The sequence below is a fragment of the Butyricicoccus porcorum genome, from assembly GCF_002157465.1.
Lineage (GTDB): Bacteria > Bacillota > Clostridia > Oscillospirales > Butyricicoccaceae > Butyricicoccus_A > Butyricicoccus_A porcorum.
Window position 1 is genome coordinate 227,434 of record NZ_NHOC01000005.1, and the last position, 19,521, is coordinate 246,954.

14 protein-coding genes and 1 tRNA gene are annotated in these 19,521 nt (G+C 52.9%); 4 read left to right on the plus strand and 11 right to left on the minus strand.

Annotation, left to right across the window (positions count from 1 at the left end):
* The first annotated feature begins 112 nt into the window (after positions 1 to 112).
* Positions 113 to 2,695 (plus strand): PEP/pyruvate-binding domain-containing protein, encoded by a 2,583-nt coding sequence (locus tag CBW42_RS06905; RefSeq protein ID WP_087019086.1) that lies wholly within the window; start codon positions 113 to 115, stop codon positions 2,693 to 2,695.
* 99 nt (positions 2,696 to 2,794) lie between these two features.
* Here CBW42_RS06905 and CBW42_RS06910 read toward each other — a convergent pair whose 3' ends face one another.
* Together CBW42_RS06910 and CBW42_RS06915 are read right to left on the minus strand one after the other, a co-directional pair.
* The gene (locus CBW42_RS06910; protein WP_087019088.1) at positions 2,795 to 4,036 is read right to left on the minus strand and encodes an MFS transporter; all 1,242 of its coding nucleotides are present in this window, start codon (positions 4,034 to 4,036) and stop codon (positions 2,795 to 2,797) included.
* Positions 4,029 to 4,844, minus strand: coding sequence for a zinc dependent phospholipase C family protein (locus CBW42_RS06915; protein ID WP_087019090.1), 816 nt, complete (start codon positions 4,842 to 4,844; stop codon positions 4,029 to 4,031). The genes CBW42_RS06910 and CBW42_RS06915 overlap by 8 nt, the downstream gene beginning before the upstream one ends.
* 230 nt (positions 4,845 to 5,074) lie before the next feature.
* Here CBW42_RS06915 and CBW42_RS06920 point away from each other — a divergent pair, with 230 nt between their 5' ends.
* Entirely contained in the window at positions 5,075 to 5,890 is an 816-nt protein-coding gene (locus CBW42_RS06920; RefSeq protein WP_087019092.1) for a MerR family transcriptional regulator, read from the plus strand.
* 51 nt (positions 5,891 to 5,941) lie between these two features.
* On the opposite strand, the gene CBW42_RS06925 is transcribed toward CBW42_RS06920, so the two are convergent.
* Positions 5,942 to 7,255, minus strand: coding sequence for an FAD-dependent oxidoreductase (locus CBW42_RS06925; RefSeq protein WP_087019094.1), 1,314 nt, complete (start codon positions 7,253 to 7,255; stop codon positions 5,942 to 5,944).
* 216 nt (positions 7,256 to 7,471) lie between these two features.
* A tRNA-Pro gene (locus CBW42_RS06930) sits at positions 7,472 to 7,547 on the minus strand.
* 163 nt (positions 7,548 to 7,710) lie between these two features.
* Between CBW42_RS06930 and CBW42_RS06935 the strand changes: the two genes are divergently transcribed.
* Positions 7,711 to 9,102: a glycine--tRNA ligase gene (locus CBW42_RS06935; RefSeq protein ID WP_087019096.1), complete on the plus strand. Its 1,392-nt coding sequence runs from the start codon at positions 7,711 to 7,713 to the stop codon at positions 9,100 to 9,102.
* A gap of 201 nt (positions 9,103 to 9,303) precedes the next feature.
* Here CBW42_RS06935 and CBW42_RS06940 read toward each other — a convergent pair whose 3' ends face one another.
* The 3 genes from CBW42_RS06940 to CBW42_RS06950 form a co-directional block, all read right to left on the minus strand.
* Entirely contained in the window at positions 9,304 to 9,555 is a 252-nt protein-coding gene (locus CBW42_RS06940; RefSeq protein WP_087019098.1) for a hypothetical protein, read from the minus strand.
* Between the two features lie 109 nt (positions 9,556 to 9,664).
* Positions 9,665 to 11,365 (minus strand): Na/Pi cotransporter family protein, encoded by a 1,701-nt coding sequence (locus tag CBW42_RS06945; RefSeq protein WP_087019100.1) that lies wholly within the window; start codon positions 11,363 to 11,365, stop codon positions 9,665 to 9,667.
* A gap of 15 nt (positions 11,366 to 11,380) precedes the next feature.
* The gene (locus CBW42_RS06950; RefSeq protein ID WP_242969821.1) at positions 11,381 to 12,259 is read right to left on the minus strand and encodes a substrate-binding domain-containing protein; all 879 of its coding nucleotides are present in this window, start codon (positions 12,257 to 12,259) and stop codon (positions 11,381 to 11,383) included.
* Positions 12,260 to 12,542: 283 nt separating this feature from the next.
* Here CBW42_RS06950 and pepF point away from each other — a divergent pair, with 283 nt between their 5' ends.
* Positions 12,543 to 14,342 (plus strand): oligoendopeptidase F, encoded by a 1,800-nt coding sequence (pepF, locus tag CBW42_RS06955; RefSeq protein WP_087019102.1) that lies wholly within the window; start codon positions 12,543 to 12,545, stop codon positions 14,340 to 14,342.
* A gap of 122 nt (positions 14,343 to 14,464) precedes the next feature.
* Here pepF and CBW42_RS06960 read toward each other — a convergent pair whose 3' ends face one another.
* From CBW42_RS06960 to argB, 4 genes are all read right to left on the minus strand, one after another.
* The gene (locus tag CBW42_RS06960; protein WP_087019103.1) at positions 14,465 to 16,255 is read right to left on the minus strand and encodes an S-layer homology domain-containing protein; all 1,791 of its coding nucleotides are present in this window, start codon (positions 16,253 to 16,255) and stop codon (positions 14,465 to 14,467) included.
* A gap of 151 nt (positions 16,256 to 16,406) precedes the next feature.
* Positions 16,407 to 17,333 (minus strand): ornithine carbamoyltransferase, encoded by a 927-nt coding sequence (argF, locus tag CBW42_RS06965; protein ID WP_087019105.1) that lies wholly within the window; start codon positions 17,331 to 17,333, stop codon positions 16,407 to 16,409.
* A 94-nt stretch (positions 17,334 to 17,427) separates the two neighbouring features.
* On the minus strand, positions 17,428 to 18,612 hold the full coding sequence (locus CBW42_RS06970; RefSeq protein WP_087019107.1) for an aspartate aminotransferase family protein: 1,185 nt from the start codon (positions 18,610 to 18,612) through the stop codon (positions 17,428 to 17,430).
* A gap of 29 nt (positions 18,613 to 18,641) precedes the next feature.
* Positions 18,642 to 19,511 (minus strand): acetylglutamate kinase, encoded by an 870-nt coding sequence (gene argB, locus CBW42_RS06975; protein ID WP_242969822.1) that lies wholly within the window; start codon positions 19,509 to 19,511, stop codon positions 18,642 to 18,644.
* Positions 19,512 to 19,521: the final 10 nt, after the last annotated feature.

Sequence of the window (19,521 nt, forward strand, 5' to 3'; positions counted from 1 at the left end):
TTTTATGAAATTTTCTCGCAGTAAAATTGCAGAATTTACGCATTTTGCTGTTGTCCGCCGCGCAGATATGTTACAATTAAGATATCAAATCCCACTGAAATGAGGTGTCACCATGGCAGCATTTGACCGCATCCTGTCCGGTCTGCCCGGTCTGGACAAAGCGCTCGACAATATCCGTCTGGGCGACAATGTCGTCTGGCGTGTTTCATCGGTCGACGATTTCCGTTTTTTTGTAGAGCCATATGTCAGGCAGGCGCTTGCCGATAAGCGCAACCTGATCTATATCCGTTTTGCCAGCCACGACGAATTGGTGCCCGAACAGGAGGGTGTCACGCGGTACACGCTCGACCCGTCTGAGGGCTTTGAGCCGTTTACTGTCGCCGTGCACAACATCGTGGAGCAGGAAGGCTTTGATGCATTTTATGTGTTTGACTGCCTGTCTGATTTACAGGTCGTATGGGCAGCGGATCTGATGATGGGCAACTTCTTCCGTGTCACCTGCCCATTCCTGTTCCAGCTGGATACGGTTGCATTCTTCCCACTCATCCGCGGACGGCATTCGTTTGACGCGGTTGCGCGCATTCGAGATACAACCCAGCTGCTGCTCGATGCCTATTCCGATGGCGAAACGCGCTATGTCCAGCCGCTCAAGGTGTGGAACCGGTTTTCGTCTACCATGTTCCTGCCGCATCGGTTTGAACCGGACGGCACGCTCATCCCGCTGACCGATGGTGTTGGCATTGGGCGCTTTTATGCCCTGCATGACGAGGAAGAGGAACGCGCTGCCGATCAGAATCTGGACAGCTGGGAGCGTTTTTTCTCACTCGCACGCTTACAGCACGACCAGGGTGTGCTGGATGACGAGGGCTACCGCAACATGTGCCGTTACATGATGACGCGCGACGAGCGCATGGGTGCGCTCATCGGCAAGCATTTCCGCGCACAGGATTACTTCCGCGTGCGCGGGCGCATGATTGGCACGGGCACCATCGGCGGCAAGGCATGCGGCATGCTGCTCGCGCGCCGTCTGGTACGCGCTGCCATGCCGGAGCTGGGCGATACACTCGAACCACACGATTCCTATTACATCGGTTCGGATGTCTTTTATACCTATATCGTCGCCAACGACTGCTGGGATCTGCGTGTGCGGCAGAAAACCGAGCCGGGATACTTTACACTCGCCGCCGAGTTGAAAGAAAAGCTGCTGTCCGGCAGCTTCCCGCCCAAAATCCGTGAACAGTTCCGTGCCATGCTGGAATATTTCGGTCAAAGCCCGATTATTGCACGCTCTTCCAGCCTGCTGGAGGACAGCTTTGGCAATGCGTTTGCCGGAAAGTATGAATCCGTGTTCTGTGTCAACAGCGGCACACCGGAGGAACGGCTGGAACAATTCGAGCAGGCAGTACGCACTGTCTATGCGAGCACGATGGATCCCTCTGCACTGGAATATCGCCGCCGCCGCGGACTGGACACCAAGGACGAACAGATGGCAATTCTTGTCCAGCGTGTTTCCGGCACCAATTACAACGGAAAATTCTTCATGCCGGGGGCAGCCGGTGTCGGTTATTCGCACAGTGCCTATCGCTGGCGCCCGGATATGGACCCGTCCGCAGGCATGCTGCGCATTGTCATGGGTCTCGGCACACGCGCCGTCGACCGCACGGAGGGTGACTATCCCCGCCTCGTCAGTCTCGACCGCCCGGATACGACGACACACACAACCATGGCGCAGAAGCATCGGTTTTCCCAGCACTGTATCGATGTGTTGGATTTCACAAGCAATTCCCTTGTCACGCGCAAGCTGGAAGAACTGCTTCCCGATCTGCCCGACTGGTACAAATACATTGTATTGGAACACGATTACGAGGCCGAAAGCCGCCTGCGTGAGCGCGGTGCATGGCGCGAGGTATGCTTTGCCACCTGCCAGCACCTGCTTGCCAAAAAAGAGTTCCCTCGGCTGATGCACCGCATCATGGAAATTTTACAGGCAGAATACGGTGTGCCGGTCGACATCGAGTTCACAGTCAACTGCGACAAAGACGGTGATTTTTCTGTCAACCTGCTGCAATGCCGCCCATTGACCTCCCGCAATGGCAGCCGTACAGTCACTGTCCCACAGCTCCCGCCGGAACGCACTCTGTTCGCGCTGCATGACGCGACCATGGGCCAGTCAACCGAGCTGACCTTTGACTATGTCGTACAGGTCGATCCAAAGGGCTACTACAATTATCCATATGTACAAAAACCTGCTGTTGCACGCGCCGTCGGTGCAGTCAACCGTGCATTCAATGAAACCGATGCAACCCTCATGCTGCTCGCACCGGGGCGCATCGGTACCTCCTCACCGGAGCTCGGTGTGCCGGTTGTCTTCGCGGATATTGCCAATTTTTCTGTCATCTGCGAGGTATCCGACAGTTCAGCGGGCTATATGCCGGAACTGTCCTATGGCAGCCATATGTTCCAGGATCTGGTCGAGGCGGATATCTTCTATGCCGCAGTCTTTGAATCAGAAAAGACCAAACTGTATCAGCCCGGTCTTCTGGCAGACTGTCCGGACATATTCGCAGAATTGTGTCCTGACGCACCCGAAGACCTGCGCGGTCTTGTGCGCGTATACGACGTGCGCGGACGCCATCTGACTCTGTGGTCGGAGATGATGACCGGACAGACCGTATGCGGCGAGAAACCCGAATAACACGTAAAAAAAGCCTCCGGCAGCCGCCGGAGGCTCAGTCTGTCGAAAAAGCCCAGGCTGATAGCCGGGCTTTTGTTATCGTAAAACCATACTTGTATTTTATGCTTCTGTTTCATACGCCACCGCCTTGCGGAACAGTATAATCCCGAGCAGGAACAGCACGACAATCGCGCCGACACCGAGGTTCATGCTGCCGGTCACCTGGGAAATGATGCTGACAACCGCGGTTCCCATAAAGGCCGCACCCTTGCCGCAGATGTCCAGCAGGCCGAAATATTCGCCCGATTTTTCCTGCGGAATGATTTTGGCGAAATACGAGCGGGACAGCGCCTGAATGCCGCCCTGGAACATGCCGACACACACCGCAAGAATCCAGAACTGCACCTGTGAATGCAGAAACATGGCAAACACGGCGATGCCGACATAGGCACAGATGCACACGGTAATCAATTGCTGCGGTTCAATCCGTCCCGACAGCCTGCCAAACAGCAGCGAAAATGGGCAGGCGACAATCTGTGTGACCAGCAATGCGAGCAGCAGGCCGGTCGAATCCAGCCCGAGCGCCGAACCATAAGCCGTTGCCATGTCGATGATTGTATACACGCCATCGATATAAAAAAAGAACGCAAGCAGGAAAAAGAGTACCTGCTTTTCCTGCCGCATGCCGCACAGTGTATGCCACAGACGGGAAAAGCTCATGCGGACGGCATGCGGGCGGCGTTCAACATAATACCGCTGGTGAAAGCTGCGCAGCAGTGGCAGCGTCATACACAGCCACCACACAGCTGTGAGCAGGAATGCCAGTGTCATCGCCATTTCCATCGAAATGCCAAGGCTGTCTGAACCGAGCACTATGCCGAGACAGGCGACAAACGGAATACAGCTGCCGATATAGCCCCATGCATAGCCGCTGGACGATACACGATCCATGCGCTCCGGCTCTGTGATATCAGTGAGCATGGAATCATAGAAAATCAGGCTGACAGCGTAACCGAATTTGGCAACCACAAAAACCACCAGAAACAGCAGCCACTGTTTCATAAAGCCGAGTGCGGCACAGCCCAGCGCGCCCACCGCCATTGCCGCCGCGAACAGCGGTTTTTTCATGCCTTTGATATCAGAAAACGTGCCAAACACCGGGCCGCTCAATGCAACCAGCAGCGTCGCAATCGAGGACGCATACCCCCAATAAGCAAGATATTGTACCGACGACAGCCCACCCTGATCTGCGAGATAATTAAAATAAATCGGCATGATGGTGGAGACCAGCATGACAAATGCCGAATTGCCGACGTCATACATCACCCACTGTTTTTCCAGCCGGGTCAGCGCTTTATCCATCTGTTTTCTCCTCCGGTGACGGGTCAAAGGTGCGGTCAAACAGACTGTCATATGTCCCACGCCCGTGTATGATATCAAAATAGGAGGAAATTGCTTCGACTGCCTTTGGCTGAGCCTGTACATAACGGCGTGCCAGTTCCTCTGTGCTGTCAAAACAAGCGGGATTGGCCCTGTAATTCACGACGAGGTCACACATGCCTCGGTTGCCTGACAACGTGAGGGCAGCATACAGCGCGCCGCGCCCCAGATGGGACGGCTGCGTAAGCAGGTTCAACTCCTGTACCATCGAACGCATGGCCTCATATGCCTGCCTCTGTGTTATACCGGAAAAAAATCGGCTGAGTACGGCGGCATGCGCTTTTGTCGGCTGAAGATGTCCGGTGACACAGTGGCGCACCGGATTATATCCATCGTGTACCATCAGTGCGCGGTCAAATTCCGCTTCAATTTCCGAATGGGAAATGCCGCTGTCCAAAATCTTCCGTGCCACATAGCCATGACACATGGCATCCAACACAAAATGGCACAAAAAACCATACGTATACACAAGCAACGGTCGGAAATCAAATTCCCGTAAAATCCGTTCCCCCGCCTGCGCAAATACTTCCTGTCCGGTCTGATTGTGCATGCTGTTGCCCAGCGCCTTCACTTCATTGGACAAAAACGGACGGTAATAAAACAGCACATCCGGCCCATGCAGCCCGATGTCATACAGCGGGCGATAGGTGTCAATCAGATGCTGCTGCTTCTCTGGCAAACGGTTGTATACGGTACAGCCAAAGCGATAATGTGCATATGTCGTTGGCATACCAGTCTCTCCCCTTTCTCTTCGATTGTCTATAAAGTCTAAAGTCTGTTGTTTCTTTTATTCTATACCTATAGCATAGGGGAAGGCAAACAAATTTACCACCATAGTTATGTTATTTTTTCTTAAAATCTATGTCAGCTTTTTTCAAATCCCTCTTGACTCTGACACTGTGGCAGGCTCTACAATAAAGCTGAGCTCAAACGAATCCGGACATATGTGAGGTACCGACCATGTTAAAAATCGGAGAATTTTCAAAGCTGTCCAGAGTCAGCATTCGCATGCTGCGCCATTACGATGAAATCGACTTGCTCGCGCCTGCCGCCATTGATCCGCATACCGGCTATCGTTACTACAGTGAGGATCAGCTGCCCATTGTCTGTCGAATCACTGCCCTGAAGGATCTTGGCTTCGGTCTGTCCCTGATTGGCGAAATCCTTGCCTGTGGCGAAAACCGGGAACAGATTGACCACTATCTCGCCATCCGGCAAATCGAGCTGGAGCAGCAAGCTGCGGATACCGCACGACGGCTGCGACTTCTGGACACCGCCCGCAGGCGGCTGCAAAAGGAGGAAGCTACTATGTATGATGTCACATTAAAATCCCTGCCTGAACGGCAGGTTGCCTCTGTCCGTATGACAATCCCTTCCTACGATCAGGAAGGCATGCTGTGGAGCATTCTGGTCAGTGAGACTGCATCGCTGCACATTCAGCCGGATGATCCATGCTATTGCAGTGTCATCTTCCATGACGGAGAATACCGTGAATCTGATGTAGATGTTGAAGCACAAAAAACGGTAAAGGGTTCATATCACGACACAGAACATGTCAAATTCAAGATCATGCCGCCCGTGACCTTCGCTTCTGCAACCTATCAAGGGCCGTACAGTGAAATCAATGCGGTCAACGCAGCTGTTGCTGCTTGGGTGCGTGACAACGGCTATATTTACGACGCTCCGGCATTTAATATTTATCATATCAGCCCACACGAAACGCAGAACCCTGAAGAATTTGTCACCGAGATCTGTTATCCGGTCAGAAAACCATAAATCTGCGAGCAGCGGCGGAATCCATCTTCCGCCGCTGCTTTTTATGTGCCGCTATTTTTTTGCCTGTGTTTTCAAATTTCCTGTCGCGGGATTGTCCAGCAAAGTTCCGTCCTCCGCAAAGCGTGATCCATGGCACGGGCAATCCCATGAATGTTCCTGTGCATTCCATTTCAATGCACAACTCATATGCGGACAACGCGGTTTGGAAAGAGTCAGCAGGTTGGCTGTGGCTTCCAGTGCATTGCTCACCAACTGTGGGCGCAGCATGGTTCGTGACGGAGAAAATACCCGCGCATGATCCGACTGCTTTCCCTGTACCATATCGCACAGCAGCATGGCAGCAGTCATAGAGGATGTCATTCCCCATTTGTGAAAGCCAGTTGCCACATACAACCCCGGTGTCGTCCTGCTGTATTGCCCAATATAAGGAATATCGTCCAGCGACATGCAGTCCTGTGCCACCCAGCGGCAGTGTTCCTGTGCATCCGGATAGTGCTTTTGTACAAACCGTTCCAGCTCTGCCCAACCGCCACCCGGTTTTCCGGTACGGTGTCCGCCGCCGCCAAGCAGCAACAACCCGTCCGCATTGCGGAAGGACATTCCACCCTTCGCTTCATCCACATACATGCCATGCACATCCGGTGCTCGTTCCAGTCCCAGTACATAGGAACGGTGCTGATACAGCTTGAGAAAATATGCACCATGCTTATTCAGCATTGGAAAATGTGTCGTTACAATAATGTTTGACGCGGCAATCCCGCCCCGGTTGGTCACAACGGTATGCCCGTCAAACGCACGGGCTGTAGTTTGTTCCCGAATCGGCAGACCGCGTGCAATCTCTGCGGCAAACTTCAGCGGATGGAACTGTGCCTGACCATGCACGCGCACTGCGCCCGCCGTGTCAAACGGCAGCGGCAGCTGATCGGCATATTCCGCACGAAAGCCGATGCGGTGCAGTGCTTCCAGCTCCTGCTCCAGTTTTTTTGGCTGATCTATGGAATATACAAAAGAATCTTTTTCCTCAAAATCACAGTCAATTGTCTGGCACAGCCTGCGGTACTGTGCGAGTGCTGCTTCATTCGCTTCCAGATACATGCGGGTTTTTTCCGAACCAAATCGACGGAGCATTTTGTCATAGATCAGGCCGTGCTGTACGGTCAGCTTTGCCGTTGTATTTCTCGTCACACCACAGCAAATCCGGTCTGCTTCAATGAGCAAACAGTCCACGCCCGCCTGTTTCAGCAAATACGTGCACAACAATCCCGCCATTCCGCCGCCGATAATCAAAACATCGGTTTTGCAGTCGCCGTCAAGCGATTCAAACGGCGGAAGCGCAGCTGTATCTGCCCATATGGAATTTATCATGCCATCACCCCGGCTTAGTATGTGCCGTTATCCAAAAAATGATGTACGAAACGTGGTAGGCGGTTCGCTCGCCTTTCATTTCCGGACAAAGGGCAGACTTCTTTACCCTCCGAGGTTTCCAGGCGCTATCCGAATCGGCATGATTCCCGTGGTAATTGCGGTAAAGAAAAAGAAGTAACCTGCCTGACTTCCCAATCAGACGGGTTACTTCTTGTTTGGTCCGAGTGACAGGATTTGAACCTGCGGCATCCTGCTCCCAAAGCAGGCGCGCTACCATCTGCGCTACACCCGGATGTATGATATTCTGCTGTTTTCCGGCACTGTTTTTCCGGTCTCCCGGACAGTTTCAAATGTCTTGACATTTAATTAGTATACGCTATAATAGGAGCATAGTCAAGTTTTTTTGACTAAATTTCGCGTGCATAAGCCATATGCGCCAGAAGGAGAAATAAAACATGAAAAACACCGAAAAAACGATGGAGAAAATTGTTGCCCTGTGCAAAGGACGCGGTTTTGTCTACAGCGGCTCCGAAATCTACGGAGGTCTTGCCAACACCTGGGATTACGGTCCGCTTGGTGTAGAGTTCAAGAATAATGTCAAAAACGCCTGGAGAAAGAAGTTTATTCAGGAGTCCCCGTGGAATGTCGGTCTGGATTCTGCGATTCTGATGAATCCGATGACCTGGGTTGCTTCCGGTCATGTCGGCGGCTTTTCTGATCCGCTGATGGATTGTAAGGATTGCCATACCCGTCACCGTGCTGACCAGCTGATTGAAGATGCCACTGGTGTAAATCCGGCTGGTTGGAGCAATCAGCAGATGATGGATTTCATCAAAGAAAAGAACATTGCCTGCCCGGACTGCGGTGGACATAACTTTACTGATATCCGTCAGTTCAATCTGATGTTCAAGACCTTCCAGGGTGTTACGGAGAATGCAAAGAGTGAGCTGTTCCTGCGTCCGGAAACCGCGCAGGGTATCTTTGTCAATTTCCAGAACATCCAGCGTACAACCCGCCGCAAGATTCCGTTTGGCGTTGGCCAGGTTGGCAAGTCCTTCCGTAACGAAATCACCCCGGGCAACTTCACGTTCCGTACCCGTGAGTTCGAGCAGATGGAGCTGGAATTCTTCTGCAAGCCGGGCACAGATCTGGAATGGTTTGCATACTGGAAGGATGCCTGCAAGAACTTCCTCCTGTCCCTCGGCATGAAGGAAGAAAACATGCGCCTGCGCGACCATGAGCAGGAAGAGCTGTCGCATTATTCCAATGCAACGACTGATATTGAATTCCTGTTCCCGTTCGGCTGGGGCGAGCTGTGGGGCATTGCTGACCGCACCGACTTCGACCTGACCCAGCATCAGAAGACCTCCGGTGTTTCGATGGAATATTTCGATCAGGAAGACAATACGAAGTATATTCCATATGTCATTGAGCCGTCCCTCGGCGCTGACCGTGTTGCACTGGCATTCCTGTGTGATGCATATGACGAAGAGGTTGTTGGTCAGGACAAGAAGGGCAATGATGATGTTCGTGTTGTCCTGCGCCTGCATCCGGCTCTGGCTCCGTACAAAGCTGCTGTCCTGCCGCTTTCCAAGAAGCTGCATGACCAGGCAATGCCGATCTATCAGGAGCTGGCAAAGTCCTTTAATATTGATTATGATGAAGCTGGTTCTATCGGCAAGCGCTATCGCCGTGAGGATGAAATCGGCACTCCGATGTGCATCACGGTTGACTTTGAGACCGAAACGGACGGCTGTGTCACTATCCGCGACCGCGACACCATGGAGCAGGTTCGTATCCCTGTTGCAGAGGTCAAGGATTACATCGCCAAGAAGTGTGAGTTCTAACTTTCTTTTCTTTTTGAGGAAAAGAAAAGAAAGCAAAAGAAAACCTTTCCCCGCGCTCCCGCGCGAACCCAAGAGCCCGGACAAACACGTCCGGGCTCTGGCTTTGTTTTTCTGTAACACTTACATCCGCTGCTGCTGCGCGAACCTAAAGCCCGGACAAACACGTCCGGGCTCTGGCTTTATCTTCTGTCTCTGTACTGCTTAATCCAGTTTTTCTCCGCAATACGAACAATACTCGGTTCCAAAGCCATGCAAATCCAGTGAATGCCCGCAAAACGGGCAGCGAACTGTAATGACACCAAACACAACACCGCCCAGTGCAAGCACCGCCCCGAGTACAAACATCGGATGAATCGGTTCCGCGCCAGACACTATGCCGGATAACCCAGCGAGAGCGATTCCTGCAATAATGGTTGCCATCATAACCCATCTGCAACGATTCGGATGCTTCATTTTTACCTCCAGTTTACCTCCAGATACTGCAAAACCCGGACAAACTATGTCCGGGCTTTGTTCTTTCTGTTTTAATCTGTGTTAATCCGTTTTTAAGTGTCAACGGCTGTTATGCCTTGGCAGGCTCCTTCTCGTGGATAAAGTATTCAATATTCATCTCGCCCGCTACTGCGTCTGCAATGTTCATACAGCTGTTACCCATACGGTTGATACAGTGCATAATATCATTAAACGGCGCAGTGAGGCTTGCCGAACATTCGCCCTTGCTGACACGATCCATATGTGCCTTGCGCATACTGATATCCAGACCGAGCACGGTACCTCTCTCTGCACGCACACGGTTTGCATACTGCGGATCATTTAATTTCAGGCTCTCCAGTACATTGGTATACATGTTCTGAATCATGGATACGCTGTTTTCGATATCCTTTGTGAAGTCTTCAGAATATTGGTAATTCTTTTCCCGTTCATCCTTCAGCGCCTGTACAAGATCGGTAGACAGGGAACTGATACGGCTGACATCGCTGAGGACATACATCAGTCCGGCGGTTTGGGTGGCCTGTTCTTCTGTCAGGACACCGGCAGAGAACATATCTGCCAGATACTCATTGATCTTTGCATCCAGCTTTTCCACAACGGCGGTCTGTTCAAAGACGTGATTCAACTGTTCTTCATTTTCTGTACGGACACATTTCGTCAGCTCGTCCAGTACACCCTTTACCAGATCACTGCACCGCAGGCATTCTCTGGCTACCATTTGCAGTGCGGCAGCCGGCTGGTTAATCAGCTTCTGATCGAGGAAGCGCGGCGCAGCGGCATCCTGTACTTTATCCTTTCCATCCGGAATGATACGGGTGACGATTTTAACCAGCAGCCAGATCAGTGGAATCCAGATAATGGTCATTGTGATGTTAAATGCCGTATGCGCGTTCGCAATCTGACGGGAAATCACTTCAATCTCCGGGCCCTTTGGAGAGATCATCTGAATGAGATAGGCGAACGGTTTAATCAGCCAGATAAAGAGCAGGCAGCCGGAAATATTAAATGTACAATGTGCCAGTGCGGTGCGCTTTGCGTCCTTGGACTGGCCGATGCTGGCGAGCAGCGCAGTAATGGTTGTGCCGATGTTGTCACCTAACAGAATCGGGATTGCACCGGTCAGGCCGATGATGCTGGTTACACCGTCCGGCCCCGCCTGCGATGCAAAATTCTGCAATACGGCAATCGTTGCAGAGCTGGACTGAACGACCAAAGTCATCAGTGTACCAACAGCAACGCCCAGAATCGGGATATCTGCTACTCTGCCAATCAGGTCGGTGAAAATCGGGCTGGAAGCCAACGGCTTCATGACATCGCCCATGGTCTCAATGCCGAGGAACAGCAGACCGAAGGCAAAAATAGTCTGACCGATGTTTTTTACCTTCTCTGACTTGCTGACAAAGGAGATAATAAAGCCGATAAAAACGATAACCAGGATATAATCGCTGATTTTAAATGCCAGCAGCTGTGCGGTCATTGTTGTACCGATATTTGCGCCGAGGATAATAGAAATAGCCTGTGGCAGCGTCATCAGCCCTGCACTGACAAAGCCAATTGCCATGACGGTTGTCGCACTGCTGCTCTGAAGGACTGCTGTCGTCAGCGCGCCGGCCAGCACACCCATGACCGGATTTCTGGTCAGCATGGCAAGAATACTCTTCATCTTTTCGCCTGCGGCCTTTTGCAGACATTCACTCATCATGTTCATGCCGAAAATGAAGATCGCAAGTCCGCCCAGCAGTCCGAAAATGATTTCTACTTTTTCGTTCATTTCTGTCTCCTTTTGTTATGAGTTCAGTTCATTCCATACATTGATTTTTCCTGTATAAATCTGTCTGAGCGTGTCCAGCCCGATATCCTGTAACGGATTTTCTGCATTCACAATGACAGCAATTTCATCCTGTGCAATCACCTGATAGTCCAGCAGTTCCTGTTCATAATCCTTCAGGTCTCGCGAAGACATACCCAGATCGCATTGACCCGACATAGCCTGCGTCAGGCCGTCAGTCGAATCGGTCTCCGTAATGGTAATATCCGCATGGGGATTGATCTGTTCATATGCTTCTGCCAGCTCACGCATGAGCGGGGCAACAGAAGTAGAACCGGCAATCGAGATCGTACCTTCCGCCTGATTGGACAGGAATGTATTGGTCTTTGCAACCTGCGTATAGGATTTACCCACAATATCCTGTCCTGCGCTGCGGATGTACGTGAGGAAATCCTCTTCCAGCTCGTTCAGTCCGCCGCAATATGTCAGATAAAAGGAACGGCGGAGTGGATAACTTTTGGCATCCACAGAAGTGCCGTTGACGGTCAGTGCCTTTACCTTGGATGCCCCTGACATAGAGCCACGGGAAATATATCCGATTGCGGCGGCATCGTCCTCAACGGCCTGGATCACTTCCTCTGTATCCTGTGCAATCGGTGCATCTTTTCTTGTCTGATCCGATTGCTGTGCATCTGCGGCATCGCCCTCAAAATCCACAAGCTGTGCAAACGCAGCACGTGTACCCGAGCCGTCCTCTCTGGCAATCACCCGGATGTCGCCCAGCTGATCCAGACCTTCCACCGGCTCACTGTTCTGTGCCGTACCGCTGCCGCATCCGGCAAGTCCGAGCACGGTGCAGACCGCCAGCGCCGCGGCCCACCTGCTTCTTCTTTTCAAGTAGATTCCTCCCACTGTTGTTCCGATTGGTTCAACTTCGTTTCTATTCTTAGTTTATCGCGCCTTTTCCCTACTCTCTACCATGTTTCGGTAAAGCTCATGTTAATTCTTTGTATGGTGCAAGAATCTGTGTTGCTGTTTTCCCTGCACAGTACAGGCACGAAAAAATTTCTGCGGCCGTTCAAAACTGCGGGATTTTTTACATCGTGTTGCTTTTTTCCTGTATCCTGCCGTGGTATACTAATAGCATATTGAATTTATGACACAGGAGGCTGCCTGTCAAATGGAAAAGAAAATCCCTGTCCGCAGCGAAGCGGACCCGAAATACACCTGGGCAATTCATGATGTCTACGCAACGGATGAGCTCTGGACTGCCGATCTGGAAAAGGCGCGCACCTTCCCCCAGCAGATTGCCGCCTATAAGGGCAGGCTGGGCGAGAGCGCACACACGCTGTATGAATTTCTCAGACTGGGCGATGACATGAATGTACTGTTCGATGGTCTGTATGGCTACGCACAGCGCCGGAGCGATGAGGACACCACCAACCCCACCTATCAGGGCATGGCGTCGCAGGCGATGAGTGCCATGGTTGCTGTCGATGCCGCCGGTTCGTTTGAGACGCCAGAACTACTTGCCATCCCGGATGAAACTCTGGATCAGTTTTACCGCGATGAGCCCGGGCTGGAAACCTATCGACTGTATCTGACCCGTGTGCGTGAAAAGCGCGCGCATATCCTGTCCGACGCAGAGGAAAAGCTGCTCGCGGCAGCAGGTGAAATCAGTCAGTCCCCCGACACGATTTACTCGATGTTTGGGGATGCCGACTTAAAGTTCCCGCCCGCTGTGGACAGCGAGGGCAAACCGCATCCCGTCACGCATGGCACCTATATTCCCCTCATGCACAGTCAGGATCGTGTGCTGCGCAAGTCTGCGTTTGAATCGATTTATGGCGTATACAGCTCGTTCCGCAATACAGCAGCGGCAATCCTGACCGCACAGGTCAAACAGCTGAAATTCCACGCTGACGCGCGCAAATATGACTCGACATTACAGGCATCGCTCGACGGCAACCATGTCCCGGTCGAAGTCTATCACAACCTCATCGATGCCGTACACCAGAACATGCAGCCGATGTACCGGTATGTCGCGCTGCGCAAAAAGCTGCTCGGTGTGAATGAACTGCACATGTATGACCTGTACACACCGATTGTCTCCGATGTCGATGTGAACATTCCATATGAAGAGGCGAAGCAGACCGTCTATGACGCGCTTGCGCCGATGGGCGATGCATACCGTGCCATCCTCAAGGAAGGCTATGACAACGGCTGGATTGATGTCTATGAAAATGTCGGCAAGTGCTCCGGTGCGTATTCGGCCGGCCTGCGCGTGCATCCATATGTCCTGCTCAATTATTCGGGCACACTGGACAGCATGTTTACGCTCGCACATGAGATGGGGCATGCCATCCATTCCTATCTGTCCAACCGAACCCAGCCGGTGGTCTACTCCAACTATTCGATTTTTGTCGCAGAGGTTGCTTCCACCTGCAATGAAGCACTGCTCATGCAGCACCTGCTCAAGACAACAACAGACAAACGCCGCCGCGCATATCTCATCAATTACTTCCTCGAACAGTTCCGCACAACACTATACCGTCAGACAATGTTTGCGGAATTTGAGCTGGAAATCAACCGCCGCAACGAACGCGGTGAAAGCCTGACAGCGGCCTCGCTCAACGAACTGTATCATGAGCTGAACTGCCGCTATTTTGGCGACGGCATTGTGATTGATCCGGAAATCGATGTGGAATGGGCGCGCATCCCGCATTTTTACTATGACTACTATGTCTATCAGTATGCAACCGGCTATTCTGCGGCCATCGCGCTCTCGCGCCGTATCCTCAAAGAGGGCGAACCGGCAGTCAAAGACTATATCAACTTCCTGTCCGGCGGCTGCTCCGCTGACCCAATCACGCTGCTGCGCGGTGCAGGTGTCGACATGGCGACTGCTCAGCCGATCAACGAAGCGCTCCAGTTATTTGACGAGCTGATCGACGAGATGGAACAGCTCATGCAGGACTGACAACAGCAATCTCACGATACAACACATGCCGTAACGCATTGTATGAAAAAAGCCCTTCCGGGAAAATTCCCGAAAGGGCTTTTGCATGGAATCGGTTGATTTGTTGTCGTCCGGTTGAGCGGTCAGGCAACCTTGGAAATCATAACCGCAGTTGCGGTGCGGGTTGCCTTGCCGGTCGGCTGCAATTCGTTCTTATTGGTGCCATTCATGACGCCGTCTCTGACAGCCCAGTTCATCGCGGTGAGTGCCCAATCCGAAACTTCGTCGGCATCGGCAAATGAATCGATGTAACCCTCTTCGACATACGGTGCACCCATGTACTTATACAGCATCAGTGCCAGCTGTTCGCGGGTAATGGCATCATTGACGCCGAAACGGGTGTCGGAAACGCCGTGCGCAATATCATTGCTGTCCGCCCACACTACCGCATTGGTGTACCACTGACCTGCCGGGACATCGCTGAAGTGGTTGATGTAGGTCACCTCCGGCTTGCCGGCAATGCTGTACAGAATCTGTGCAAACTGTGCACGTGTCAGCGACGTATTGATTCCGAAGTTGACACAGGTCAGACCGGACATGTAATTCTGCTCATAGACGTACTGAATATACGGCTTGCCCCAGAACTCAGAGCTGGAGGAAGCGGCATCTGCAACGTCATAGAACGGGAGGATCTTCCAGTCGGAAACAACGGACAGCTCCGGGTATTCCAGCCAGTCCACAAAATTCTGGTCATCCATCACATGACCGGACATATTATTCACTCTCTGGAAAAAGTAATCGTAATTGTAGCTGTTCTCGCTGCCGTCGTCCCAAGTGACGTCAACGCCGGTCCAGTACTTGCCATAGCGAAGATTGTTCCACATATGGTTGCCGCTGCCGCTGGTTACAACAGTCGCGGTGATGCCTGCGCGCTGGCAGAGCAGCTGGAATGCGCGGGAATATCCCTCGCAGACCGGACCCTTCACGCTGCTGTTCGAGCTGCTGAGCAGGGCACCGACACACGACCACGGTGCGCCGGAAACGCTGGTCGAATAATTGTCGCTGGAAACCGCATCATGGTTGTAGCTGTTGTTCTGGCACAGCCAGTCATGGAAGAACTGCATCTTGTCGTATGCGCGCGGATAATCTGCCGCCGCATTGACAAGTTCCTTGACCTTGTTTTCCATCTGGGTATTCAGCGTGGTGCGGTCCGACTTCGTCGTGAAGCCCGCCGAATACATTGGGCGGAAATAGATCGTCACAGAAGTTTTGCTGTAGGTGCCACTGATGCCCATATATCCGTTGGAATAGAACATCTCCGGGGTATCATAATCGAGACTCAGATACGTGAGCCATTCCATGTCTCCCATCAGATCTTCATAATTGGACGAATTGATGCCGCTCAGATTGATCGTCACGGCAAATCTCTTCATATTGCTGTCGCTGTTGTCCTTCAGACACTGGCTGTTTGCGCCCTTGCGGACATCCGCTCTGTAGGCATCATACAGCTTTTTCATCGCCTTGCCAACGGCATAGGTCTTGCTGCTGGTCTGAACCACGAGGTTCGACAGCTGCGCGCCATACGAAGAAAACTTCGTTGTCGTGTACTCTGCCTTTTCGGCACGCTCGGTCTGCTCCGGGAGCTCCGCAGAATAGGTCTTGATGCGTTCGGTCGGCTCGATCTCCTGTGTCGGCTCAGACATCTTGTTGCCGGTGCCAATTGTAATTTCAGGCTCAATGATTTCCGTTCCCTCCGGGAGCTGATCCCGCGTCGTAAACGTATATCCCTCGCCGGAAACCTCGTTCAGCAAAGCGGTGATATCCGAACCACCCGCTGCCGTATCATCATCCGGTCCACTGGTTGCAGCTGCCATCGGCATCAGCGAGCACAGCATTGCCGCCGTCAGAAGGAAGGCTGTCAATTTTTTCTTCATGGAATCCCTCTTTTCATAAATATGGTGTTTTCATTGTAACACATGAACAAAGGAAAATCTATGTATCTTTTCAGATTCATGCAATTTTATATATAAAATCCCGGAGCCGGCTGCTGCCTGTCCCGGGATTCTGTCATCCAAACCGGTCAGTTTATTCTCCTGTGTGCCCCATCAGTGCGACCATGACCGCCTTCTGTGCATGCAGACGGTTCTCCGATTCTTCAAAGATTTCATCTGCGTGTTCTTCCAGCACCTCATCCGTGATCTCCTCGCCGCGGTGCGCCGGCATGCAGTGCTGTACCATGACGCCCTCCTTGCAGCAGGCAAGCAGGTCACGGTTGATCTGGAAACCGGCGAAATCAATGCGGCGCTGGGCAGCCTGCCCTTCCTGTCCCATCGACGCCCAGACATCGGTGAACAGAACATCCGCATTTTCCGCCGCCTGATGTACATCGTGCGTTAGCAGGAACTTTGCACCCTTTGCCTTTTCTGCCTCGGTAAATGCCAGCACCTCCGGATGCGGCTCATACCCCTCCGGCGTCGCAATGCTGACATCCATGCCCGCTTTCAGGCAGCCGACGATCAGCGAATTGGCCATGTTAAAGCCGTCACCGATGAAGCCCATTTTCAGCCCTTCCAGCTGTGCGAAGTGCTCCCGCACGGTCATCAGATCTGCCAGCACCTGACACGGATGTGCAAAGTCAGTCATGCCGTTGATGACCGGGATGGAACCGTATTCCGCAAGCGATTCCGCTTCGTTCTGCGCGAAGGTGCGAATCATGATGCCGTCCAGATAGCGCGACAACACGCGCGCCGTGTCCTGCACCGGCTCACCGCGTCCGATCTGCAAATCGCGATTGGACAGGAACATTGCCTGTCCGCCCAGCTGATACATGCCCGCCTCAAACGAAACGCGCGTGCGCGTCGACGATTTCTGGAAGATCATGCCGAGGCTTTTTCCCTCCAGATGGCGGTGCGGGATGTTGTGCTTTTTTTCGTATTTGAGCTGGTCGGCGAGGTCAAGGATGGATACGATATCCTCCTTCGAGCAGTCGAGCAGCTTGAGAAGATTCTTCATCTGCGTTCACTCCTGTCTGTATTGTTTCAAAAATCTCCCCGAAGAGGGAGCTTTCTGTGACAGAAGCAGCAGCGCCCTCTCGTATATCCGGTGTTTACTTGCAGAATACCTTCTGCATGACAGCCAGCGCCTCGTCCATTTCCTCATAGGAAATCGACAGCGGCGGCAGCAGGCGGATGGCATTGGTTCCGGCAGTCAGCACAAGAACACCTGCATCCATGATTTCCTTAACCAGTGCTGCGCGCGCGTCTGCGTCGACAACGATGCCGAGCATCAGACCCATGCCGCGGACATCCTTTACCTTGTCCGAGCCGAAGCCGAGGATTTTTGCCTTGAGGTATTCGCCCTTTTCCGTGACGGATTTCAGGAATTCCGGCTGCGTGACCTCGGACAGCACCGCATTGGCTGCGGCGCAGATCATCGGCGTGCCGCCGAAGGTCGTCGCGTGCGTGCCCGGGCCGAGCACCGTATCGCAGGTATCTGCCGCCATGACCGCGCCGATCGGTACGCCGCCGCCAAGACCCTTTGCCATCGAAACGACATCCGGCTTGATGCCGTACTGCTGGAAGCAGAACAGCGAGCCGGTGCGGCCGATGCCGGTCTGTACCTCGTCGATGAGCAGCAGCAGGTCGTTCTCACGGCACAGTGCTTCGACCTGATGAACAAAGTCCGGATCGAGCGGCAGCACGCCGCCCTCGCCCTGAATCAGCTCCATCATAATGGCACAGGTGTGACCGTTGACCGCTGCCTTGACCGAGTCGATGTCATTGGCATTTGCATATGCAAAGCCCTCGGTAAACGGGAAGAAATACTGGTGAAATTTGTCCTGTCCGGTCGCCTTCAGCGTTGTAATCGTGCGGCCATGGAACGAATTGTACAGCGTGACGATTTCCGCGCGTCCCTCGCCGTATTTGTCATACGAATATTTGCGGGCGAGCTTAATCATGCCCTCATTGGACTCCGCGCCGGAGTTGGAAAAGAACACCTTGCTCATGCCGGTCTGCGTGCACAGCGTCTTTGCAGCCTGTACCATCGGTTCGGTGGTGAACAGGTTGGAGACATGCATCAGCTTATGTGCCTGCGTGGTGATTGCATCGATGATTTTCTCATTGTTATAGCCAAGGCAGCACACGCCGATGCCGCTGGTCAGGTCGATATAGCGCTTGCCCTCGACATCCCACAGCTGTGCACCGTTGCCGTGGTCGAGTGCAATGTCAAACCGGCCGTAGGTATTCATTACATACTGGTTTTCCTGCTCCTTGAGCTCGTGATATGTCATTGGATTGTTTTCCCCTTTTTTCTTTTGGATCAGTAGAACATCGTGCCGACACCCTGATTGCTGAACAGCTCGATCAGGATCGAATGCTCGACGCGGCCGTCCTGAATATTGGCCTGACGGACACCCTCGCGCACTGCTTCAACACAGCAGTCGACCTTCGGGATCATGCCGCCCGCAATAATGCCATCCTTGATGAGCTTGGGCACAGCGGAGACCTTGACCTCCGGCAGCAGAGTATTCTCATCGTGGCGATCCATCAGCAGACCGCGCACATCGGTCAGCAGGATGAGCTTTTCCGCCTGCAAGGCAACTGCCAGCTTGGCAGCCGCAAGGTCAGCATTGATGTTGTAGTTGGTGTCGTCATCCACACCGAGCGCAACGGTGGAGACAACCGGGATATAGCCGTGCTCAAGCATATCGACAACCGGCTCCGGATTGACCTTGACAATGTTGCCGACATAGCCGTAATCTGTGCCATCGGCATCGATCTTGCGCACAGCCTGGAACAGTCCGCCGTCCATGCCGCTCAGGCCGACGCCCGCGCCGCCCGCATTGCCGAGCAGCGATACAAGATCTTTGTTGACCTTGCCGCACAGCACCATCTGGACAATGTCCATGGTTTCACGGTCTGTATAGCGCAGACCGTTGACAAATTCAGACTGCTTGCCGATTTTCTTGAGCATACCGCTGATCTCCGGGCCGCCGCCGTGTACGACAACGACGCGGACACCGACCAGACTCAGCAGGACAATGTCATGAATAACGGCATCCTTGAGCGTTTCGTTAATCATAGCGTTGCCGCCGTACTTGACAACGACGGTTTTGCCATAATATTTCTGGATATGCGGCAGTGCTTCAATCAGCACCTGCGCGCGCTGGTTTTCCATTTCTTCTGCCATGTGATTTCCT